The organism is Burkholderia diffusa, from assembly GCF_902499115.1.
Lineage (GTDB): Bacteria > Pseudomonadota > Gammaproteobacteria > Burkholderiales > Burkholderiaceae > Burkholderia > Burkholderia diffusa.
Genome location: NZ_CABVPN010000019.1, coordinates 18,576 through 38,590 on the forward strand (window position 1 = coordinate 18,576; position 20,015 = coordinate 38,590).

General features: G+C 67.9%; 20 protein-coding genes and 1 pseudogene. 9 read left to right on the forward strand and 12 right to left on the reverse strand.

Going from position 1 to position 20,015, the window contains the following annotated elements; all coding sequences use genetic code 11:
- Position 1: 1 nt before the first annotated feature.
- The 6 genes from BTE28158_RS19810 to BTE28158_RS19835 form a co-directional block, all read right to left on the reverse strand.
- Positions 2 to 1,012: an ABC transporter permease subunit gene (locus BTE28158_RS19810; protein ID WP_151049580.1), complete on the reverse strand. Its 1,011-nt coding sequence runs from the start codon at positions 1,010 to 1,012 to the stop codon at positions 2 to 4.
- A gap of 116 nt (positions 1,013 to 1,128) precedes the next feature.
- Positions 1,129 to 2,757 carry an ABC transporter substrate-binding protein gene (locus BTE28158_RS19815; protein ID WP_151049578.1) on the reverse strand — a complete coding sequence of 543 codons (1,629 nt, stop codon included), beginning with the start codon at positions 2,755 to 2,757 and terminating at the stop codon, positions 1,129 to 1,131.
- Between the two features lie 312 nt (positions 2,758 to 3,069).
- Positions 3,070 to 4,377 (reverse strand): MFS transporter, encoded by a 1,308-nt coding sequence (locus tag BTE28158_RS19820; protein ID WP_059607399.1) that lies wholly within the window; start codon positions 4,375 to 4,377, stop codon positions 3,070 to 3,072.
- A gap of 187 nt (positions 4,378 to 4,564) precedes the next feature.
- Positions 4,565 to 4,876, reverse strand: a complete 312-nt coding sequence (locus BTE28158_RS19825) for a high-potential iron-sulfur protein (protein ID WP_059508331.1) — start codon at positions 4,874 to 4,876, stop codon at positions 4,565 to 4,567.
- Positions 4,877 to 5,048: 172 nt separating this feature from the next.
- Entirely contained in the window at positions 5,049 to 6,158 is a 1,110-nt protein-coding gene (locus BTE28158_RS19830; RefSeq protein ID WP_151049577.1) for an NAD(P)/FAD-dependent oxidoreductase, read from the reverse strand.
- 123 nt (positions 6,159 to 6,281) lie between these two features.
- Positions 6,282 to 7,262, reverse strand: coding sequence for an AAA family ATPase (locus BTE28158_RS19835; RefSeq protein ID WP_059607402.1), 981 nt, complete (start codon positions 7,260 to 7,262; stop codon positions 6,282 to 6,284).
- A 227-nt stretch (positions 7,263 to 7,489) separates the two neighbouring features.
- Between BTE28158_RS19835 and BTE28158_RS19840 the strand changes: the two genes are divergently transcribed.
- The 9 genes and pseudogenes from BTE28158_RS19840 (at position 7,490) to BTE28158_RS19880 (ending at position 15,709) form a co-directional block, all read left to right on the forward strand.
- A complete protein-coding gene (locus BTE28158_RS19840) occupies positions 7,490 to 8,209 on the forward strand; it encodes a nitroreductase (protein WP_124902938.1) in 720 nt (239 codons plus the stop codon).
- Positions 8,210 to 8,355: 146 nt separating this feature from the next.
- Positions 8,356 to 8,844: a hypothetical protein gene (locus BTE28158_RS19845; protein WP_151049575.1), complete on the forward strand. Its 489-nt coding sequence runs from the start codon at positions 8,356 to 8,358 to the stop codon at positions 8,842 to 8,844.
- A 5-nt stretch (positions 8,845 to 8,849) separates the two neighbouring features.
- Entirely contained in the window at positions 8,850 to 9,665 is an 816-nt protein-coding gene (locus BTE28158_RS19850; protein WP_059607406.1) for an endonuclease/exonuclease/phosphatase family protein, read from the forward strand.
- Between the two features lie 71 nt (positions 9,666 to 9,736).
- A pseudogene (locus tag BTE28158_RS19855) lies at positions 9,737 to 9,868 on the forward strand (LysE family translocator); the annotation flags it as partial.
- 226 nt (positions 9,869 to 10,094) lie between these two features.
- Positions 10,095 to 10,865 carry a ferredoxin--NADP reductase gene (locus BTE28158_RS19860; RefSeq protein ID WP_059535031.1) on the forward strand — a complete coding sequence of 257 codons (771 nt, stop codon included), beginning with the start codon at positions 10,095 to 10,097 and terminating at the stop codon, positions 10,863 to 10,865.
- Between the two features lie 415 nt (positions 10,866 to 11,280).
- Positions 11,281 to 12,096 carry a quorum system sensor histidine kinase RqpS gene (rqpS, locus tag BTE28158_RS19865; RefSeq protein WP_151049573.1) on the forward strand — a complete coding sequence of 272 codons (816 nt, stop codon included), beginning with the start codon at positions 11,281 to 11,283 and terminating at the stop codon, positions 12,094 to 12,096.
- Between the two features lie 7 nt (positions 12,097 to 12,103).
- Complete coding sequence (rqpR, locus tag BTE28158_RS19870) at positions 12,104 to 12,760, forward strand: response regulator transcription factor RqpR (RefSeq protein WP_059607410.1); 657 nt, start codon at positions 12,104 to 12,106, stop codon at positions 12,758 to 12,760.
- Positions 12,761 to 12,957: 197 nt separating this feature from the next.
- Positions 12,958 to 14,364: a branched-chain amino acid transporter BcaP gene (gene bcaP, locus BTE28158_RS19875; RefSeq protein ID WP_151049572.1), complete on the forward strand. Its 1,407-nt coding sequence runs from the start codon at positions 12,958 to 12,960 to the stop codon at positions 14,362 to 14,364.
- Positions 14,365 to 14,683: 319 nt separating this feature from the next.
- On the forward strand, positions 14,684 to 15,709 hold the full coding sequence (locus BTE28158_RS19880) for an XdhC family protein (protein WP_059607548.1): 1,026 nt from the start codon (positions 14,684 to 14,686) through the stop codon (positions 15,707 to 15,709).
- A gap of 79 nt (positions 15,710 to 15,788) precedes the next feature.
- On the opposite strand, the gene BTE28158_RS19885 is transcribed toward BTE28158_RS19880, so the two are convergent.
- From BTE28158_RS19885 to fliE, 6 genes are all read right to left on the reverse strand, one after another.
- Complete coding sequence (locus BTE28158_RS19885) at positions 15,789 to 16,523, reverse strand: PepSY-associated TM helix domain-containing protein (RefSeq protein WP_151049570.1); 735 nt, start codon at positions 16,521 to 16,523, stop codon at positions 15,789 to 15,791.
- Between the two features lie 264 nt (positions 16,524 to 16,787).
- Complete coding sequence (locus tag BTE28158_RS19890) at positions 16,788 to 17,108, reverse strand: EscU/YscU/HrcU family type III secretion system export apparatus switch protein (protein WP_151049569.1); 321 nt, start codon at positions 17,106 to 17,108, stop codon at positions 16,788 to 16,790.
- On the reverse strand, positions 17,105 to 18,460 hold the full coding sequence (gene fliK / locus BTE28158_RS19895; RefSeq protein ID WP_174920044.1) for a flagellar hook-length control protein FliK: 1,356 nt from the start codon (positions 18,458 to 18,460) through the stop codon (positions 17,105 to 17,107). Before fliK ends, BTE28158_RS19890 begins: the two co-directional genes overlap by 4 nt.
- 75 nt (positions 18,461 to 18,535) lie before the next feature.
- On the reverse strand, positions 18,536 to 18,868 hold the full coding sequence (locus BTE28158_RS19900; RefSeq protein ID WP_151052763.1) for a flagellar protein FliT: 333 nt from the start codon (positions 18,866 to 18,868) through the stop codon (positions 18,536 to 18,538).
- Complete coding sequence (gene fliS / locus BTE28158_RS19905; protein ID WP_059535013.1) at positions 18,865 to 19,299, reverse strand: flagellar export chaperone FliS; 435 nt, start codon at positions 19,297 to 19,299, stop codon at positions 18,865 to 18,867. The genes BTE28158_RS19900 and fliS overlap by 4 nt, the downstream gene beginning before the upstream one ends.
- A 208-nt stretch (positions 19,300 to 19,507) precedes the next feature.
- Positions 19,508 to 19,852, reverse strand: coding sequence for a flagellar hook-basal body complex protein FliE (fliE, locus tag BTE28158_RS19910; protein WP_059448462.1), 345 nt, complete (start codon positions 19,850 to 19,852; stop codon positions 19,508 to 19,510).
- Between the last annotated feature and the right edge of the window lie 163 nt (positions 19,853 to 20,015).

Consider the following 20,015-nt stretch of genomic DNA (forward strand, 5'->3'; position numbering starts at 1 on the left):
ATTACCTCGTGTGGCGGATGCGCGGATTCAGCACGCCGTACAGCAGGTCGACGACCAGGTTCACGACGATCACGAGCGTCGCGATCAGCAGGATGCCGCCCTGGACGACCGGATAGTCGCGACGGCCGATCGCATCGATCAGCCACTTGCCGACACCGGGCCACGAGAAGAGCGTCTCGGTCAGCACGGCGCCCGCGAGCAGCGTGCCGATCTGCAGGCCGATCACGGTGACGACCGGGATCAGCGCATTGCGCAGCGCATGCACGACGACCACGCGCGCGGGCGACAGCCCCTTCGCGCGTGCGGTGCGGATGTAGTCCTCGCGCAGCACTTCGAGCATCGACGAGCGCGTCATCCGCGCGATCACCGCAAGCGGGATCGTGCCGAGCACGATCGCGGGCAGGATCAGGTGGCTGACCGCCGACCTGAACGAGCCTTCGTCCGGCGCGAGCAGCGCATCGATCAGCATGAAGCCCGTCGGGTGCGGGAAGTCGTATTCGACGGCGATGCGCCCCGACACGGGCGTCCAGCCGAGATACGACGAAAACACCATGATGAGGATCAGCCCCCACCAGAAGATCGGCATCGAGTAGCCGGTGAGCGCGGTGCCCATCACGCCGTGGTCGACGACGGAGCCGCGTCGCAGCGCGGCGATCACGCCGGCCGGCAGCCCGACCGCGAGCGCGAACACGAGTGCGCACAGCGACAGCTCGACGGTCGCCGGGAAGCGTGCGAAGAATTCGCCCGCGACGCTCGTGTTGGTGATGATCGACGTGCCGAGATCGCCATGCAGCGCCCGGCCGATGTAGTGGAGGTACTGCATGGGCAACGGCTGGTCGAGCCCGAGGCGTTTCATCGCCTCCGCATGCATCGCGGGATCGACGCCGCGCTCGCCCATCATCACTTCGATGGGGTCGCCCGGTATCAGGTGAATCAGCGCAAACGCCAGGATGGTGATGCCGATGAAGGTCGGGATCACCATCCCCACGCGGCGCAACACGAATGTGAACATGATGCGTCTCGTATTTTCTTGTGGGAAATGTGCGACCGGCGACGGGAAGCTTTTGGCCTCCCGCCGCCGGATGAATTACCGGTCTCGGTCTTCGGGGACAGCTTACGCCGGTCGTATTACTTCACGCCGACACCGTCGAAGCGTGCGTAGCCGAGCGGCTCGATGCGCATGTCGACCACGTTCTTGCGTACCGGCTGGTAGACCGTCGAGTTCGCGATCGGCGAGAACGGCAGCTGCTGCGCGAAGATCTGCTGGGCCTGCGTGTAGATCTTCGTGCGCGCGTCCTGGCCCGTCGTCGTGCGGCCCTTCTGGACCAGCTCGTCGAACGGCTTGTAGCACCAGTGCGAGAAGTTGTTGCCCTTGATCGCCTCGCAGCCGAGCAGCGTGCCGAGCCAGTTGTCGGGGTCGCCGTTGTCGCCCGTCCAGCCGATCAGCATCGTGTCCTGCTCGCCCGTGTGTGCGCGCTTGATGTACTCGCCCCACTCGTACGTGACGATCTTCGCCTTCACGCCGATCTTCGCCCAGTCGGCCTGGATCATCTCGGCCATCAGGCGGGCGTTCGGGTTGTACGCGCGTTGCACGGGCATCGCCCACAGCGTGATCTCGAAACCGTTCGGATAGCCTGCCTTCGCGAGCAGCGCCTTCGCCTTCGCGGTGTCGTTCGGCGCCATCTTCAGGTTCTTGTCGTACGACCATTGGGTCGGCGGCATCGGTGCGGTCGCGGCCTGGCCAGCGCCCTGGTACACGGACTCGAGGATCGCCTTCTTGTTGATCGCCATGTCGAGTGCCTGACGCACTTCGAGCTTGTCGACCGGCTTGTGCTCGACGTTGTACGCCAGGTAGCCGAGGTTGAAGCCCGGCTGCGACGGCATGTCGATGCCCGAGTCGGCCTTCAGCGTCGCGATGTCGGCCGGACGCGGATAGCTCATCACCTGGCATTCGTTGCGCTTGATCTTCTGCACGCGCACGCCCGGGTCGGGCGTGATCGAGAAGATCAGCTTCGAGATCTTCACCGCGCCCTTCTTCCAGTAATCAGGATTGCCGTCGAAACGGATCGTCGCGTCCTTCGTGTAGCTGCGGAAGATGAACGGGCCCGTGCCGACCGGCTTCTGGTTGATGTCGGCGGCCTTGCCTGCCTTCATCAGCTGATCGCCGTATTCGGCCGACAGGATCGACGCGAATTCCATCGCCATGTTCTGGATGAACGGCGCGTTCGGCTCGGCCAGCGTGAACTTTACGGTGTACGGATCGACCTTCTCGACCTTCGTGATCAGCTTGTCGAGGCCCATGTCGGTGAAGTACGGGAACGACACCGGGTAGGCCTTGCGGAACGCCTGGTTCGGATCAAGCATGCGCTCGAACGTGAACACGACGTCGTCCGCGTTAAATTCACGCGTCGGCTTGAAGAAGTCGGTCGTGTGGAACTTCACGCCATGGCGCAGGTGGAAGGTATACACCTTGCCGTCGGACGATACGTCCCACTTCTCGGCGAGGCCCGGCTCGACCTTGGTGCCGCCGCGCTCGAATTCGACGAGGCGGTTGTAGACGGTGAATGTGGCGGCGGTGAAATCGACGCCGGTCGTGAATTGCGCGGAATCGAAACCCGCCGGGCTGCCTTCTGAGCAGTAGACGAGCGTTTTGTTCGGGATCTGTGCGATTGCAGAACCCGCGACGCCGAGCGATGCCGCTGCCACGCCTGCAATGGCGGTAACACGCAGGGTGTGCAACAGACGGTTGTATTCCATGTTTCCTCCAGGTCTCCAGATCGGAACCGGTCCCCCCAGGGGCCGGGTACGCGGATATTACTTGAGCTAGCGATTTTGCAACAAGCTGGAGAAAAAACTCTTCTAGACGCATTCACGCGGGTTTTTGCGGATGTCTCGCGCACGCGAAAAGTGCGTCCGCGCGCACGGGCGACGAATTCGTTCATCCCGCGCGTGTTTCCTTCGACAACTAAACAATTCGTTCGCGGACGCGAACGATCGTTGCACCGATTTCGGGGCCAAGGCCCGCATCGTTGCGGATTTCGAAACGATGATCGCGCTGCAGTGCAGCCGTCAGGCCGGCGCGTCGAGATCCGCGCTGCGCGCGGGCACGAACGCGACCGCGACGATCGACAGCGCGAGCCCGGCCATCACATAGTAGGTCGGCGCCAGCGGCGAACCCGTCGCCTTGATCAGCCACGTGACGATGAACTGCCCGAAACCGCCGAACAGCATCACCGCGACGTTGTACGCGATCGACAGCCCCGTCGAGCGCACGTTGGCCGGGAACAGCTCGGCGATCATCGCGCCGAACGGCCCGTAGTAGCCGGCGAGCGTCACCGACAGCACGGCCTGCACCGCGATCAGCCGCCCGATGCTCGGCGCCGCGTCGAGCCACGCGAACAACGGATACATCAGCGCGAGCGTCAGCACGAGCGACCACAGCGACAGCCCCTTGCGGCCGATGCGATCGGACCACGCGCCCGCGACCGGCGACAGCACCATCAACAGCAGGTTGCCGACGATCACCGCATAGAACGATTCCGCGTACGGCAGCTTCAGCTGCTTCACCGCGAAGGTCGGCAGATAGCTGATCAGCACGTAGATCGTCACCGTCAGCGCGATCACCGAGCCGAGCCCGCACAGCACCTCGCGCGGGTGGCGCGTGAACACTTCGCCGAGCGTCGCGCGGCGTGCGCTTTGCTGCGCATGCAGGAACGCTTCGGAATCCGCGAGATGGCGGCGGATGTAGAAGCCGATCGGGCCGATCACGAGCCCGAGGATGAATGGCACGCGCCAGCCCCAGCTGCGCAGCGCATCGGGCGACAGCCCGCGCGTGACGGCCGCGCCGACGAGCGCGCCGATCAGCAGCGCGGCCGCCTGGCTCGCCATCTGCCAGCTGCCGTAGAAACCGCGCTTCGAGAACGGCGCGGCTTCGATCAAGAGCGCGGTCGCGCTGCCGAATTCGCCGCCCGCCGAGAAACCCTGCAGCAGGCGGCCAAGCACGATCAGGAGCGGGCCGCCGATGCCGATCGCCGCATAGGGCGGTGCGATCGCGAGCAGGAAGATGCCGGCCGTCATCAGCAGGATCACGAGCGACAGCGCGGCCTTGCGGCCCGCGCGGTCGGCGTACAGGCCGAACACGATGCCGCCGATCGGGCGCATGAAGAACGCCACGCCGAACGTCGCGGTGGTCAGCAGCAGCGACGAGTATTCGCTGGTCGTCGGGAAGAACAGCTCGGCGATCACGACCGTCATGAAGCCGAACACCGTGAAGTCGTACCACTCGAGCGCGTTGCCGATCACGGCCGCCACGACCGCGCGCCGGTTCAGCGCACGCTCGGGCCGGATCGTTTTCGTTGAATTCGCAATCGTCGCCATGCGTGCCTCATCCTCGTGAATTCGCCGTGTCGGGCGACGCGGAGCAATGTGCCGCGGCGCGCTGGTTTGCAGCGAGTGTAGAAAGCGACGGAACCGTTTTCAAGCAATAAAAACGCCCGCCATCTTTCGACGGCGGGCGTTTTGCGGTTTTCGCCACATTGCGGCATCGCACGATGCCGCACGGGCCTCAACCCATCTTCGTGAATGCGCTGCACCAGCCCTTCGCCGACACCTGCTTGCCGGGGAAGGCGCCGCACGGGCCCGAAGCCGAACCCTTCTTGCCCTGGTACAGCATGCAGGCCGCGCAATCCTGGCCCGCCGCGTATTTCGGATACTTCGCCTTGTCGACCTTCGTGGCATCGGCCTTGTAGCCGAGTGCCACCGCGGCCGGATCGGTTTCCGACAGCATCGGCGCATCGGCCAGCGCTTCACGCGAAAGCGCCAGCGCGGACACGGCACCAATGCTCGTAATCAGGAAACTCCGACGGGATGTTTTCATGGGGGACTCGCTCCAACGTTATCGGTTTGAAAGCTGTTCTGGCGACAGCCGTTCGACAGAATAACGCTCAAGCGAATGAATGTGCGCGCCGAAATGCCGGAGATAAGGGATTTCACACGGGAGCTCACACGGAATTCACACGGCTGGTCCGCACGAATGCGGGCCGCGTGCGTCACCCATGCGACGTCATGTCGCCGACGCGCTGCGCGAGCGCGAGCGACGCGGTCAGCCCCGGCGACTCGATGCCGAACAGGTTCACGAGCCCGCGCACGCCGTGCTGCGCCGCGCCCTGCACGATGAAGTCGGCCGGCGGCTCGCCGGGCCCCGCGAGCTTCGGCCGGATCCCCGCATAGGCCGGCTGCAGCGCATCGTCGGGTAGCCCTGGCCAATATGTGCGGATCGACGCGTAGAACGCCGGCGCGCGCGCCGGATCGACTTCGTAGCGCAACGCATCGACCCACTCGACGTCCGGGCCGAAACGGGCCTGCCCGGCCAGGTCGAGCGTAAGATGCACGCCGAGCCCGGCGCGGTCGGGCATCGGATAGACGAGGTGCGAGAACGGCGCGCGCCCGGACAGGCTGAAGTAGTTGCCGCGCGCGAGATAGAGCGGCGGCACCCAGCGCGGGTCGAGCCCGCGCGTGCGGCGCGCGAGCGCCTGCGCGCCGAGGCCCGCGCTGTTGATCACGCACGCGGCCTCGATTTCGGTCGGCGCGTCGCCGCCGGTACGCACCACGAAGCGGCCGCCGCGCAGCACGTCGATCGATTCGACCGGGGATTTCACCGCGCACATCGCGCCGTCGCGCTCGGCGTCGCCGAGCAGCGCCAGCATAAGCTGGTGGCTGTCCACGATACCGGTGCTCGGCGAGAACAGCGCCTCCGCGCATTCGAGCGCGGGCTCGAGCGTCTGCGCCTCGGCACGCGTGAGCGGCATCAGGTCGAGCACGCCGTTTTCCGCCGCGCGCGCGGCGATCGCCTTCAACTGCTTCACCTGCGCGGCGCTCGTCGCGACGAGCAGCTTGCCCACGCGCCGGTGCGGCACGTGGCGTGTCTCGCAGAACTCGTACAACAGGTCGCGCCCGTGCACGCACGACAGCGCCTTCAGCGAACCGCGCGGGTAATAGAGCCCCGCATGAATCACCTCGCTGTTGCGCGAGCTCGTGCCCGTGCCGATCGCGTCGGCCGCCTCGAGCACGATGGTTTCGCGCCCGCGCGCGGCCAGTTCCCGCGCAATCGCAAGGCCGACGACACCCGCGCCGATCACCACACAGTCCATCTGCTCCATGGCGTTTCGCGCCGCTTGCGCATCGAGGGGAGAGAAGGGAATTGTACGTCCCGGTCCGCCCGCTTGCCGAACGTCTCCGTATCGGCCTGCACGCGCCACGCGGCGAGGCGCGTGCAGGCCGGCTCAGAATCCGATCGGCCGGCGCTTCGTCGCGCCCTCGTCGGCGCGGATGTCGGACGGCGCGATCACGTCGCGGCCGCCGAGCCGCGCGGCGCCGAACGCATGCAGCAGCGCACGGCGCATCGTGCGCGGCGGCGTCGCGGCCAGCACGTCGAGCGCGTCGTCGTCGAGCGTGTCGGGGAAGCGCCGCCCCCACGCGTGCGACGTGCGGATCTCGTCGTAGATCGTCTGCGCGATACGGCGCGCGCCGGCCGCGTCCGGCGGCGCGATCTCGTACACGTTCATCCGGTTCAGCAGCGGCTCCGGAATCGCCTGCGCATCGTTCGCGGTCGCGACCCAGATCACGTTGCCCGCGTTGATCGGCACTTCGGCGAATTCGTCGACGAACGCGCGCGCGGTGTCGTGCTCGAGCAACGCGTACAGCGCGCCGAGCGGATCGTATTGCGCGTCGCTGCCGGCCTTGTCGATCTCGTCGACCGCGATCACCGGGTTCGCATAGCTGCCGTTGACGAGCGCCTCGAACACCTTGCCGGGCTTCGCGTTCTTCCATTGCGACGACGCGCCCGACAGGATCCAGCCGGCCGTCAGCGAACTCATCGGCACGTAGTGATACGCGGTGCCGAGCAGTTGCGCGAGCGCCTTCGCGAAATGCGTCTTGCCGATGCCGGGCGGCCCGAGCAGCAGGATCGGCATCAGTTCGAGCCGGTCGTCCGTCTCGAGGCACAGCGCGACCTGCTTGCGCACGTCGTCGAGCGGCTCGGTGAAATTGGGCAGCGCGCCGCCGAGTTCGTCGAATGACGGCATCCGGTTCGGCTTCACGCAAAAGCGCAGATTGCCGGTCTTGAGCATCCGCTCGTAGGTGGCGCGCAGTGCGTCGCTCGCGCTCTCGTTCAAGTCGTTCAACGCGGTCTCGACCTGCTCGAGGTCGTACACCGTGCTCAAGGACGCTACCGCCAGTTCCTGTTTCACCATCGCCGTCGTCATACCAACCTCGCTACCGCTGCTGTCACACGATCATCAGACCCTTACGATTTCAGTGTAGCGATGCCGCAGCGGCGTGCAAGCAAGCAGCCGCCCCGGTCTGCTGCTAACACCACGGGCACACTGCAGCGCCGCGCGGTGCGGCGTATGATCGATGATTCACCGGCCGCCGCGCCGGCCATGCCACGGCGCCCGCGCGGCGCCGTGCGCTTCGTTTCGAAGGTATGCCGATGTCCATCCCTGCTGCCGTCCCGCGCGCCGACACCGATGCGATCGACGCCGTCGACTCCGCGCTCAAGTCGCGCCGCGCGATTCGCGCGTTCCTGCCGACGCCCGTGCCGCGCGACACGCTCGAGGCGATCCTCGAAGCCGCGAGCCGCGCGCCGTCGGGCACCAACATCCAGCCGTGGCGCGTGTACGTCGCGACCGGCGCGACCCGCGACGCACTCGCCGCGGCCCTGAGCGCCGCGTACGACGATCCGGCGCGCGACGAGAAATACGTCGCCGAGTACGACTACTATCCGCGCGAATGGGTGTCGCCGTATATCGACCGGCGCCGCAAGGTCGGCTGGGACCTGTATGGTCTGTTGAACATCGGTCGCGACGAAAAAGCCCGCATGCACGCGCAGCATGCGCGCAACTTCCGCTTCTTCGATGCGCCCGTCGCGCTGTTCTTCACGCTCGACCGCGTGATGACGCACGGCGCATGGCTCGACTGCGGAATGTTCCTGCAGGGCGTGATGACGGCCGCGCGCGCACGCGGCCTCGACACCTGCCCGCAGGCCGCGTTCGTGCCGTTCCACCGGATCATCGCCGAGCATCTCGGGATGCCGCCCAATGAGCAGCTCGTCTGCGGGATGTCGCTCGGCCATGCGGACCCGGATGCGATCGAGAACCGTCTCGTCACCGAGCGCGCGAGCGTCGCCGAGTTCGCGCGCTTTTTCGCTTGAAAACGCGTGACGCGGACCTACCTTTCGATCAGGACCGGATCGTGCTGCGAACCTGCGGCGATACGTCCTGTCACACCATCGTCCCGATCCATCGGGCGTAAGATGTGCGTCCGTTCCCCGCTACCCCGCGTTTCCGGAGAAGTTTCATGCTGAAACACGGCCTGGCCGTCCTGCTCGCGAGCGCCGCGCTCGCGGCCCATGCGCAGAGCCCCGCACCGGCCATCGTCGCGTGGGAGATCCAGGTGGTGCGCGACGGTCAGACGATCGACACGTTCCAGCAACGCACCACCGTGGGTCAAACCCGTACCGACACCCATCGCTATCCGTCCGCCGTGCCCGTCGGCTGCGGCAATTCCGCGCGCGTCGTGCCGACCGAGCGCTCGCGCTCGGTGACGGTCGCGCCGCTCACCGTCGACGACGCCGCGCACACGGTGTCGCTCGCGCTCGACGTGCAGGAAACCCTCGACGACGAAAACGCGACGCGCAGCGATCCGTGCCTGCCCGCGTCGCCGCGGCAGATCGTCGCGAGCCATCCGGGCCTGTCGGTCGGCGGCGACGCATGGACCGACTGGACGCTCGTCGAGCAGCGCCCGCATCTCGTCTACCGCGTGCGCGCGCACGTCACGAAGGACTGAGCGCCATGTCCGCCGACGCCCTGTCCTTGCCGTTCGCCGAACCGCACGCCGCGCCCGACGAAATCACCGCGGTCAGCTGGAACCTGCACAAGGGCCGCTCGCCGCTCGGCTTCACCGCATGGAACGCGATGCGCAACTGGATGCAGTCGACGCACGCGGACGTGTATTTCCTCCAGGAGGCGATGGCGCGCCGCATGCCGCGCCCGATGCTCGCCCCCGGCTTCGGCGCGCCGATGGACGACACGGTCGACGACGTGTGGCACTGCCAGGCCACCGAGATCGCGCAGGCGCTCGACTGGCAGATCGCGCTCGGACCGAACGTGTTCAAGCCGTCGTGGCGGCACGGCAACGCGATCCTGTCGCCGCATCCGCTCGACCTCGGCGGCCGCTGGGACATCTCCGCGCACCGCTTCGAGCGGCGCGGGCTGCTGGTCGCGCGCGCGACGCTCGCGGGCGCACGGCCCGTCACGCTGCTGTGCGCGCACCTCGCGCTCACGCGCGCGGCGCGGCTGCGCCAGATGCACTGGATCGCGCACTGGATCGTGCGCAACGCGGGCGACGACCCGCTCGTGCTCGCCGGCGATTTCAACGACTGGCGCAACGATTCGGTCGCGCTGTTCGGCGAGATCGGGCTGTCCGAGGTCGCGACGCTGCTCGGCCAGTCGGGCCGCACGTTCCCCGCGTTCTCGCCGGCGCTCGCGCTCGACAAGATGTTCGTGCGCGGGCTGACGCCGCTCGAGTGGCAGGCGCCGTCCGGCGAAACCGCGTGGCTGTCGGACCACCTGCCGTATATCGCGCGGCTGCGCCTCGATCCGCAGTGACGCGGTAGCGCGGCAGCAGGGCTGCGCGCTAGAGTAGCGATTTGCCGGCCCGCCGCCGCGCCCGCCATGAGTATTCGTGCGTCGCGTTCCTGTTCGCGAGCCCGCGCGCGCAGCGCGGCTATCGCCGCGCGCGGCGTCCACTCGACGCGCTGTGCGGCGCCGCACTCGTCGGCCTGGGCGCGAAGCTCGCGGCCGATCGCTGAAAGCCGGTTGCAAGATTTCGTTGCGCCAAATCCGCGCAGCCGCGCGGGTCAAGCCCGCATCTGCCCCAAGCAGGGTAAAATAACCAGTTCCTCAATCGTCTGTCATCGAGAAGGCGCGTGTCCGACGCGCCGGCCGGCCGATCCGCGATCGGGCCGACGCACTCGGTTTTTTGCCCGTTTTTGGGCCCGTTACACGCGTCCGCTACGCGCGTCCGTTTTCAAAGCCATGAGCAAATACGACACCGCCACCGTCCAATCCGTCCATCACTGGACCGACACGCTTTTCAGCTTCACCTGCACCCGTGAGCCGAGCCTGCGCTTCAACAACGGCGAATTCACGATGGTCGGCCTCGAGGTCGACGGCAAGCCGCTCGCGCGTGCCTACTCGATCGTCAGCCCGAACTACGAAGAGCACCTCGAATTCTTCAGCATCAAGGTCCAGAACGGCCCGCTGACGTCGCGCCTGCAGCACCTGAAGGTGGGCGACTCGGTGCTGATCGGCAAGAAGCCGACCGGCACGCTCGTCGCCGACAACCTGCTGCCCGGCAAGACGCTGTGGATGCTGTCGACCGGCACGGGCCTCGCCCCGTTCATGTCGATCATCCGCGACCCGGACATCTACGAACGCTTCGACAAGGTCATCCTGACGCACACCTGCCGCCTGAAGGGCGAGCTGGCGTACATGGACTACATCAAGCACGACCTGCCGGGCCACGAGTACCTCGGCGACATCATCAAGGAAAAGCTCGTCTACTACCCGACGGTCACGCGCGAGGCGTTCGACAACGAGGGCCGGATCACCGACCTGATCGCGACGGGCAAGCTGTTCACGGACCTCGGCGTGCCGGCGTTCTCGCCGGAAAACGACCGCGTGATGCTGTGCGGCAGCACCGCGATGCTGAAGGACACGACGGACCTGCTGAAGCAGGCCGGCCTGGTCGAAGGCAAGAACAGCGCGCCGGGTCACTACGTGATCGAACGCGCATTCGTGGACTGATCGATCCCCGAATTTGTGCAGCATCAAGAACCGGAGCAAAAGCTCCGGTTTTTTTTCGCCCCTACTTGGCGAATTCGTAACAAACCACGATCATTCCATGGCAAATCGTTACATTTTGATACGCACCATCCAGGTGCTTCCGTGTCAGTGTTTTTCCTACAACAGCTTCACTCGGATTATTCACATTTACCCTTAAATGTCCGCCTGGCATGACGTTTTCCAAATTTTTGAGATATTATTCGCCCCGCGCGGTCGCCGATTCGGCGACCATTGGAGGGTCGGACTCAAACGTTACAAGGTGTAACTTTTGTTACCTCGGTACGGGGCGATTCTCTGGCGGCTGCCGTCATCGAAACGGCAGCCGATCCAGGCAGCCTGCCGGTGTCCGAACCGCTTTCTGATAGCAGGGAGAGTCATGGTTACGTCGCTCAATGCGCCCACGGGCGCTCACGCCCCGTTCCCGTCGCAGCCGCTCGACTGCGACGCAGCCGCGCCCGCGCCCGTGGCCGAAGCCCTGCCCGAACACGACACGTCCGCCGCCCGGATCGCGGCGCTGTCCCTCCAGCTGATGGTTGCCGACGAGGCGGCCCGCCGCCATCTCGCCGGCGAACTGCATGACGGACTCGGCGCCGAACTCACCGCCGCGCGTTTCGCGCTGGCAAACGTTCAAACGTGGCTGCCGGCCGATGCGCCGGACGGCTGCCTGCGCGCGCTCGAGCTGGCCCAGCAGGCGCTCGACTCCGCCACCGACGCCAACCGCCAGCTGATCGACGAGCGCGACACGCCGGCACTCGACGGCGGCGTCGTCGGCGCCCTGTCGGCGTGGGTCGACAGCCACACGGCCCGCACCGGCCTGCGCACGAGCTTCGTCTGCGCGGCCGACGCGCGACTCACGCAACTCGGCGGCGCCGGCGCGCTCGCCATCTTCCGCGTCGCGCAGGAAGCGCTGTCGAACGTCGCGAAGCATGCGCGCGCGACATCCGTCGACGTGCAGATCGACACCGACGACTCGCATATGTCCCTGATCGTCACCGACGATGGGACCGGTCTTGCACGTAGCCGGCGCACCGGCTACGGTCTCGCCGGAATGCGCGCACGCTGCGAGGCGTTCGGCGGCAGCTTCGACGCGAACGCACCGGAAGCGGGCCGCGGCACGCGCGTCACCGCGCGCTTCGCGTGGGACTCGCTGTTCGCGGAGCCGGCGGCCGCGCGCCGCGCATCGCTTTCGTGAGGCCCTCATGAGCCTGAACATCCTGCTCGTGGACGATCACGCGATCGTCCGGCAAGGGATCCGCCATCTGCTGATCGACCGCGGCATCGCGCGTAACGTGACCGAAGCCGAGACCGGCAGCGATGCGGTGGCCGCCGTCGACCGCCAGGCCTTCGACGTGATCCTGCTCGACATCTCCTTGCCGGACACGAACGGCATCGAGGTGCTCAAGCGCATCAAGCGCAAGCTGCCGGGCGCGCCGGTGCTGATGTTCTCGATGTATCGCGAGGACCAGTACGCGGTGCGCGCGCTGAAGGCCGGCGCGGCCGGCTACCTGTCGAAGACGGTGAATGCCGCGCAGATGATCGGCGCGATCCAGCAGGTCGCGGCCGGCCGCAAGTACGTGAGCCCGGCGATGGCCGAGGCGCTTGCCGAATACGTGTCGTTCGAGAACGAACCGCTGCCGCACGAGAAGCTGTCCGACCGCGAATACCAGACGCTCTGCATGCTGGCGTCGGGCAAGCGCCTCACCGACATCGCGAACACGCTGTCGCTGTCGGTGAAGACGGTCAGCGTGTACCGGTCGCGGCTGCTCGAGAAGATGCGGCTGTCGAACAACGCGGAACTGACGTTCTACGTGATGAGCAACCGGCTCGTCGACATGGCGCCCGCGTCGGGCGCCTGATTCATCGTCCTCGCCGCGCCGGCCGGCTCCGCGCCGGGCCCGGTGCGCCGAACGACGCACACAAGCGCTTGTTTTATCGGACGATTCCCGAGCGCGCCGCTGCGCCGCAGCGGGTCTTCCACGCCACATCGGCTAAAATTACGGGTTTTCACTCACTCGGCGCCGCCGCGCTCGCGCGCGCTGGAGACTCATCCGCAATGTCCCTCTTCCGCAAGAAAAACGTCGATCGCATGATCGCCGGCGCACACGGCGCCGGACTCAAGAAAGCGCTCGGCGCAATCGACCTCACCTTCCTCGGCATCGGCGCGATCATCGGCACCGGCATCTTCGTGCTGACCGGCACGGGCGCCGTGCAGGCCGGCCCCGCGCTGATGCTGTCGTTCGTGATCGCCGCGATCGCGTGCGGCCTCGCGGCGCTGTCGTACGCCGAATTCGCGTCGACGATTCCGGTCGCGGGCTCGATCTATACGTACTCGTACGCGACGCTCGGCGAGCTCGTCGCCTGGATCATCGGCTGGGACCTGATGCTCGAATACGGCCTCGCGGCGTCGGCCGTGTCGGTCGGCTGGTCGGGCTACCTGCAGTCGCTGCTGCAGGGCTTCGGGCTCACGCTGCCGACCGTGCTGACGGCCGCGCCCGGCGCGATTCCGGGCGTCGTCACGTGGTTCAACCTGCCGGCGTTCCTCGTGATGGTGGTGATCACGACGCTGCTGTCGATCGGCATCCGCGAGTCGACCCGCATCAACAACATCATGGTGTTCATCAAGGTGTCGGTCGTGCTGCTCGTGATAGCGGTCGGCATCTTCCACGTCACGCCCGCGAACTGGAAACCGTTCATGCCGCACGGCTGGAACGGCGTGTTCGGCGCGGCGGCCGTGATGTTCTTCGCGTTCATCGGCTTCGACGCGGTGTCGTCGGCGGCCGAGGAAGTGAAGAATCCGAAACGCGACCTGCCGATCGGCATCATCGCATCGCTCGCGGTGTGCGCGGTGCTGTACGTGACGGTCGCGGCAGTCGCGACCGGCATCGTGCCGTCGGCGCAGTACGCGAACGTGTCGCACCCGATCTCGTATGCGCTGCAGATCGCCGGCGAGAAGTGGGTCGCGGGCTTCATCGATCTCGGCGCGGTGCTCGGCATGCTGACCGTGATCCTCGTGATGAGCTACGGCCAGACGCGCATCATCTTCGCGATGTCGCGCGACGGGCTGCTGCCGGCGGCGCTGTCGCGCGTGCATCCGCGCTACGCGACGCCGTTCCTGACGACCTGGCTCGTCGGCCTGTTCTTCGGGCTGATCGCCGCGCTCGTGCCGCTCAACGTGCTCGCCGAGCTGATCAACATCGGCACGCTCGCCGCGTTCTCGATGGTGTCGATCGCGGTGCTGGTGCTGCGCCGCACGCACCCGGAACTGCCGCGCGCATTCCGCTGCCCGGGCGTGCCGGTGGTGCCGATCCTCGCGGTCGGCGCGTGCCTGTTCCTGATGCTGAACCTGCAACCCGTCACGTGGGCCGCGTTCGGCATCTGGCTCGTCATCGGCCTCGTGATCTACTTCCTGTATTCGCGGCACCACTCGAAGCTCGCGCACGGTCAGCACGACGCGCATTGACCGCCGTCGCTGCGCGCGCACGCCGCGCGCAGCGGCACGACGCCACGCCGGGTCGTCACCGGCCCCGTGCGCGCCCCCTCCCCGCCCGAACCTGTCCGGCCATCGGCGCCCCTTGAGCGTGGCGCACCACACGCACCACACGCGCCGCCGCGCCCCGCCCGCACCCGATCGCTGTCCGATCGTCGCGATTTCTTGCCCGATCGTCCGGATTTGCCCGCACGATTTGCACGCTGCCAGCACGCGCGCGCCGGGCGGTTCATAATCCGGCCATCGAACGACGGCCCGGCCCGGCGGGCCGTCCGGCAACAGGAACGGAATGATGGAAAGCGTCGATCTCGATGTACTGAAATCCAGCGCGCGCTGGCTCGACGAAGGGCGCCGCGTGCTGCTCGTGACGGTCGTGAAGACGTGGGGCTCGTCACCCCGCCCCGAGGGCGCGATGCTCGCGGTGCGCGAGGACGGCCTCGTGGTCGGCTCCGTGTCAGGCGGCTGCATCGAGGACGACCTGATCGCCCGCGTGCATGCGAGCGGGATCGCGGCCGATGCACGCCCGGAAGCCGTCAAGTACGGCGTGACGGCCGAGGAAGCACACCGCTTCGGGCTGCCCTGCGGCGGCACGATCCAGCTCGTGCTGGAGCCGCTCACGCCCGACAGCGGGATCGCCGCGCTGTGCGCGGAAGTCGAGGCCGGCCGTCTCGTCACGCGCACGATGACGCTCGCGACCGGCCGCGCGTCGCTGTCGCCCGCGCAGGCGACCGACGGGCTCGCGTTCGACGGCGACCGGCTCGTGACGATACACGGGCCGCGCTACCGGATGCTCGTGATCGGCGCGGGGCAGTTGTCGCGCTATCTGTGCCAGATCGCGGTCGGGCTCGATTATCAGGTGACGGTCTGCGATCCGCGCGAGGAGTACACGGATGCGTGGGACGTGACGGGCACGCGCGTCGTACACACGATGCCCGACGACACGGTGCTCGACATGAAACTCGACGCGCGTTCGGCCGTGATCGCGCTCACGCACGACCCGAAGCTCGACGATCTCGCGCTGATGGAGGCACTGAAGACGCCCGCGTTCTACGTGGGCGCGCTCGGCTCGCGGCGCAACAACGCCGCCCGGCGCGAGCGGCTGCTCGAATTCGACCTGAGCGAGGCGGAACTGGCGCGGCTGCACGGGCCGGCCGGCATCTACATCGGCAGCCGCACGCCGCCGGAAATCGCGATCTCGATCCTCGCCGAGATCACGGCCGCGAAGAACAACGTGTCGCTGCCGACGATCCTGCAGGTCGAGGGCGCGAAGGCCGCCCGCGAGATCGCGGCGAACAGCGGCGCGACCTGCGGCCTCTGAAGCTGGTTGCCCCGTGGCGCATGGCCGTGCCGGAGGCCGTCATGCGCCGGCGGACAACCGGCGCACGTCGATGGTCAAGTCAGACGAGACCCGCGGCGAGCGCCGCGGCGACGGAGCCTGCCACCAGCACGACGCCGACCGTGCGGCGCTTGTTCAGCTCCGTCCACAGCAGCACGCCCGTCAGCGACAACAGGATCAGCGAACCGGCGATCGTGTCCATCAGCAGCACCCAGCCGAGATTCATGCCGACGCCGCGATGCAGGTTGTTCAGCGTGGTCAGGAACGTATTGCCGGTGCGCTTCACCGATACGTAGCCATTGCCGACCCAATATTCGGCCTGCAGGCTCTGGTGCGGACCGAACAGGCCCATCTGCCAGTGCTCCGGCTGCATCACGCGCTTGTCGCCCCAGGCGACCGGCTGCGCAGGCTCCTTGCGCACGCGGCCCGGCCGGCCGTCGAAGTGCAGTTCGTGCTGCAGCCACTTCGTCATCGCGGCCGGCGACTTCGGCGCCGGATCCGGCAACGCGATCTGCATCTGCTCGACCTGCGGTTCGCCGGTCGGGATCTTCAGCGGCGGCGCACGGTGGTTGAGCAGCACGCCCGTCACGCCGAACAGCAGCCCGAGCACCGCGCCCCAGAGCCCGACCCAGCCATGCACCTTGCGCAGCCATTTGATGAAGGTCGCGCGGCGCGAGCGCTGGCGGCGCGTCGCCAGTTCGGCGTCGCTCAGGGGCCGTGCGGCCGGATGCAGCACGGTGACGCCCGCTGGGGGCCTGCCCGCCTGCGGCGGGGCGATCGTTTCGGGCGCGTTCACGCGAGAGTATCCATTCGTTCAAAGCAACGGGCAGCGCACGAAAAACGCGCGCCGCCCGGATAACATGAAAATGAGAATGGATATCATTACACAAATGACGCGCCCGCTCAATCCCACGGCGAACGTCGGCCGACAAGAATATCAGGCGATAACCGACGAAGCGCGCGGATTGCACGCCAATCCAGGTCAATAGAAGGAAATGCCAGCGAAATTATTGTGAAAGACTGTGACAGCATCTCGCAAGGAAAACGGGCCGGCGAACGATCAGCGGCGCAGCGGCGGTAGCGGAAAGTGCGGGGTGACGTTGCCCGGCCCGGGCTCGGTCCGATCGAGCGCGTACAGCCATGCCAGCAAATCCGCGACGGCCTGGTAAAGCTGCGGCGGAATCCGGTCGTCGAGATCGACCTGCATCAGCAGCGACACCATCTCCGGCGCGGTATGCACGTACAGCCCGGCATCCCGCGCACGAGCGACGATCATCTCGGCGAGCAGGCCGTACCCCTTCGCAACCACGCGCGGCGCGGTATCGCCCCCCTTTGGATCGTAGACGAGCGCGGTCGCGCGCTTGCGGGACGCCATGCTCATCGCGGCACCTCGTCGTCGGCGCCCGGCGTGCCGCCCGCCGCGCTGCGCGCATACGCGGCGGCTGCCGCCTGCGCGACGAGCGGGTCGAAGCCGTCCGGTTCGTCGCCGACCGCACGGATCGACAGTCCGCCGAGCTGCAGCCCCGATCCCTCGAACCGCTGCCGCAGCGCGGCCTCGTTCCGCGTGAGCCGGTCGGCGCCGGCCGAATTCGCGCGCAGTCGCGCGACGAGTTGCGCGCCATTGAGCACCAGCTCCGCGTCGACCGTGCCGAGCGACGGTAACGTGAGCGTCAGCCGCGTGCGCCATGCGATCCCGCTTCCTGCATCGTCGCCGCCGCGCGACGCGGAGCCGCCCGGATCGTCGGGCTCGATCGTCCAGTCGAGGCGCGCCCCGGGCCACGCCTCGCCCGCCCAGCGGAACTGGTCGGTCGCGAGCGCATCGAGCTGCTGCCGGACGATCGGCACGGCGGCCGGATGCACGGGAGCCGGTGCCTGCGCCTGCGGATCGGCCGACGCGGCGGCCAGTTCGGCGCGCGCAGGCGTCCAGCGCGTGTCGGGGCGGTCGCCGAGCGGGTCGGTCGTCGCGGCCGTGACCGACGCCGCACCTTGCCGAGCGGCGGCAGCCGCGTTCTGTGCAAGCTCGCGCGGCACCGCACCGCCGGACGCGGGCGTGCCCGGCTGCGTGGCCGTTCGCGCTGTCGTCGGTAGCGGCAGGCGCTGCGCGAGCAGTTCGTCGAGCACGTCGGGTGCGTCCTGCTGCGCGGCATCCGGGGCGGGCTGCACCGGCGCGGTCGTGAGCCGCGCCTGCGGTTCGCGCATCAGCGCGGCGAGCGGGCGCTGGCCGGCCAGCCACTGCGCGAGATGGGATTCGTAAAAGAGGCCGCTTTCGCTCACGGCCTGCGCGAGCGCCGCACGCAGCGCCGCGACGGGCGACGCGGCCGCCGCATCGCGCGCGGCCGCGACGTCTGACGCAGGCGTTGCGGTGGAAGGCGCGGCGGCGGACGCAGCCGGACCGGCGGCCGGCTGCCCGTCGGGCGGCACGGCCGCCGCCGTGCTCAGCAACACGGCAGGATCGGCCAGCAGCGGCGTGCGCCCGGCGATCACGGGCGTCGCGATGCCGCCCGAGCGCGAGATCGCGTCGAGCACGAGCGCGACCTCGGACAGCGCGGTCTGCGCGGATGCCGGTGGTGCCGCCGGCGGGGCCCCTGTCGAAGACGGCGACGACGCGCCGGCGCCCGGCGTGCCGACCTGCGCGGTCGCGCCGCCGCCAGCGGGCGCCGTCACGGAGCCGGTCAGCAGGCTGTCGAGGCGACTTGCCAGCAGGGCGGCCGCAACGGAGTCGATACCGGTCATGATCGGAGCCTGCTCACCTCAGCCACATCGTTGGGAAGCCGGGCAGGCGGCAACCGCCGCCCCGGCAAACGGGCACTACCCGCGAGCGCGGTAGAGATCGGTCAATACCTGGGTCGAGCGCCGCGCCTCGAACAGCGCGGACAGCCGGGCGACTTCCGGGCTCGCGAGATCGCGGATCGCGGCGTCGTCGGCGAGGATGCGGCGGATCAGCCCGAGCTTGCGACCGAGGTCGTCCTGGTCGAGCGCGACGCCCGGATCGGCCTCCTTCAGCCCATCGACGAGACGCAGGAATTCGGCCTGCAACTCCGGCAGCGCGCTCCACTCCGCGCCGCGCGCCGCGGACAGCATGCGGCCCGAAACGGCCGCGAGCGCCTCGTAGCGAGCGAAGTATTCGGCCTTGAGATTCATCGTGCCGCGCCCGCCGCCTGTTGCGCGGCCATGCGCGCGACTTCCGGAGCGATGCCCGTCCACGCTTCCTCGAGCGTCGCGAGCAACCCGTCGACCTCGACCAGCATCGCGTCGCTTGCGTGCATGTTGGCTTCCAGCAGGCGCCGGCCGATATACGTGTACAGCGCGTCGAGGCGCCCGGCGATCTGGCCCCCCGCGTCGCGGTTCAGCGATGCCTGCAGGCCGCTCTCGACGATCCCGATCGCCTTGCCGATCGCTTCGCCGCGTGCGGGCACGTTGCCCTGCTGCAGATGCATGCGCGCGAGCGCGATGGCTTGACGCGCGCCCTGGTACAGCATCGCGATCAGCCGGTGCGGGGAGGCGCCCATCACCCCCGTCTCGACGCCGACACGCGCGTATGCACTGGCTCCAGCGTGTCCTGGGGAAAACATGCGCTTCTCCTTGTGTTGCGTTGGCTATGCGGTGGCCGCCTCCCTGCAATGCATGACGCGGCCTTCTTCCAGAGTTATCGGAAGGGAATTGAAAAGCTTTAGGCGCACGGGCCGCCGGCCGGACCGGCAGGCCGCTCACCGGGCGCGTCGCCGGTCGGCCGCCCGCGGCTGCCCGTCGCCGGCTGGCCGTCCCGGGTTGCCGGGCCCGTCACACGGACATCTGCATGATGTCGTTGTAGGCGCTCACGAGCTTGTTGCGGACCTGGAGCCCGAACTGGAAACCGATGTTGGCCTTCTGCATGTCGACCATCACGTCGTTCAGCGACACGTTCGCCGCGCCGACCTCGAACGCCTGCGCCTCGCCGAGCGCGTGCTTCTGGTCGCCGCTGATCTTGTCCAGCGACGCCTTCATCGCGCTCGCGAACGTGCCGGCCGTCGCCGCGCCCGAACCGGCGAGCGCCGCCGTCGGGCTCGCGACCCCGCCGCTCGCCTGCGCGGCCATCGCCTGCATCTGTTGCAACACCGAACCGATTCCGCTGACGTTGGCAGCCATGCTGTCCCCAGACATATGAGAGTAGAGACCCGGACGCACCGGGCGCTCCGACGGCGCCGCACGACGCGCACCATGCCGGATCGCGAAAAAGGATAGCAGCGCGGCGCGCGCCAAAGCCGCGAAAGTACGGGGGAAACCCCGCTCTTTTCAGTCGATCGGAGTC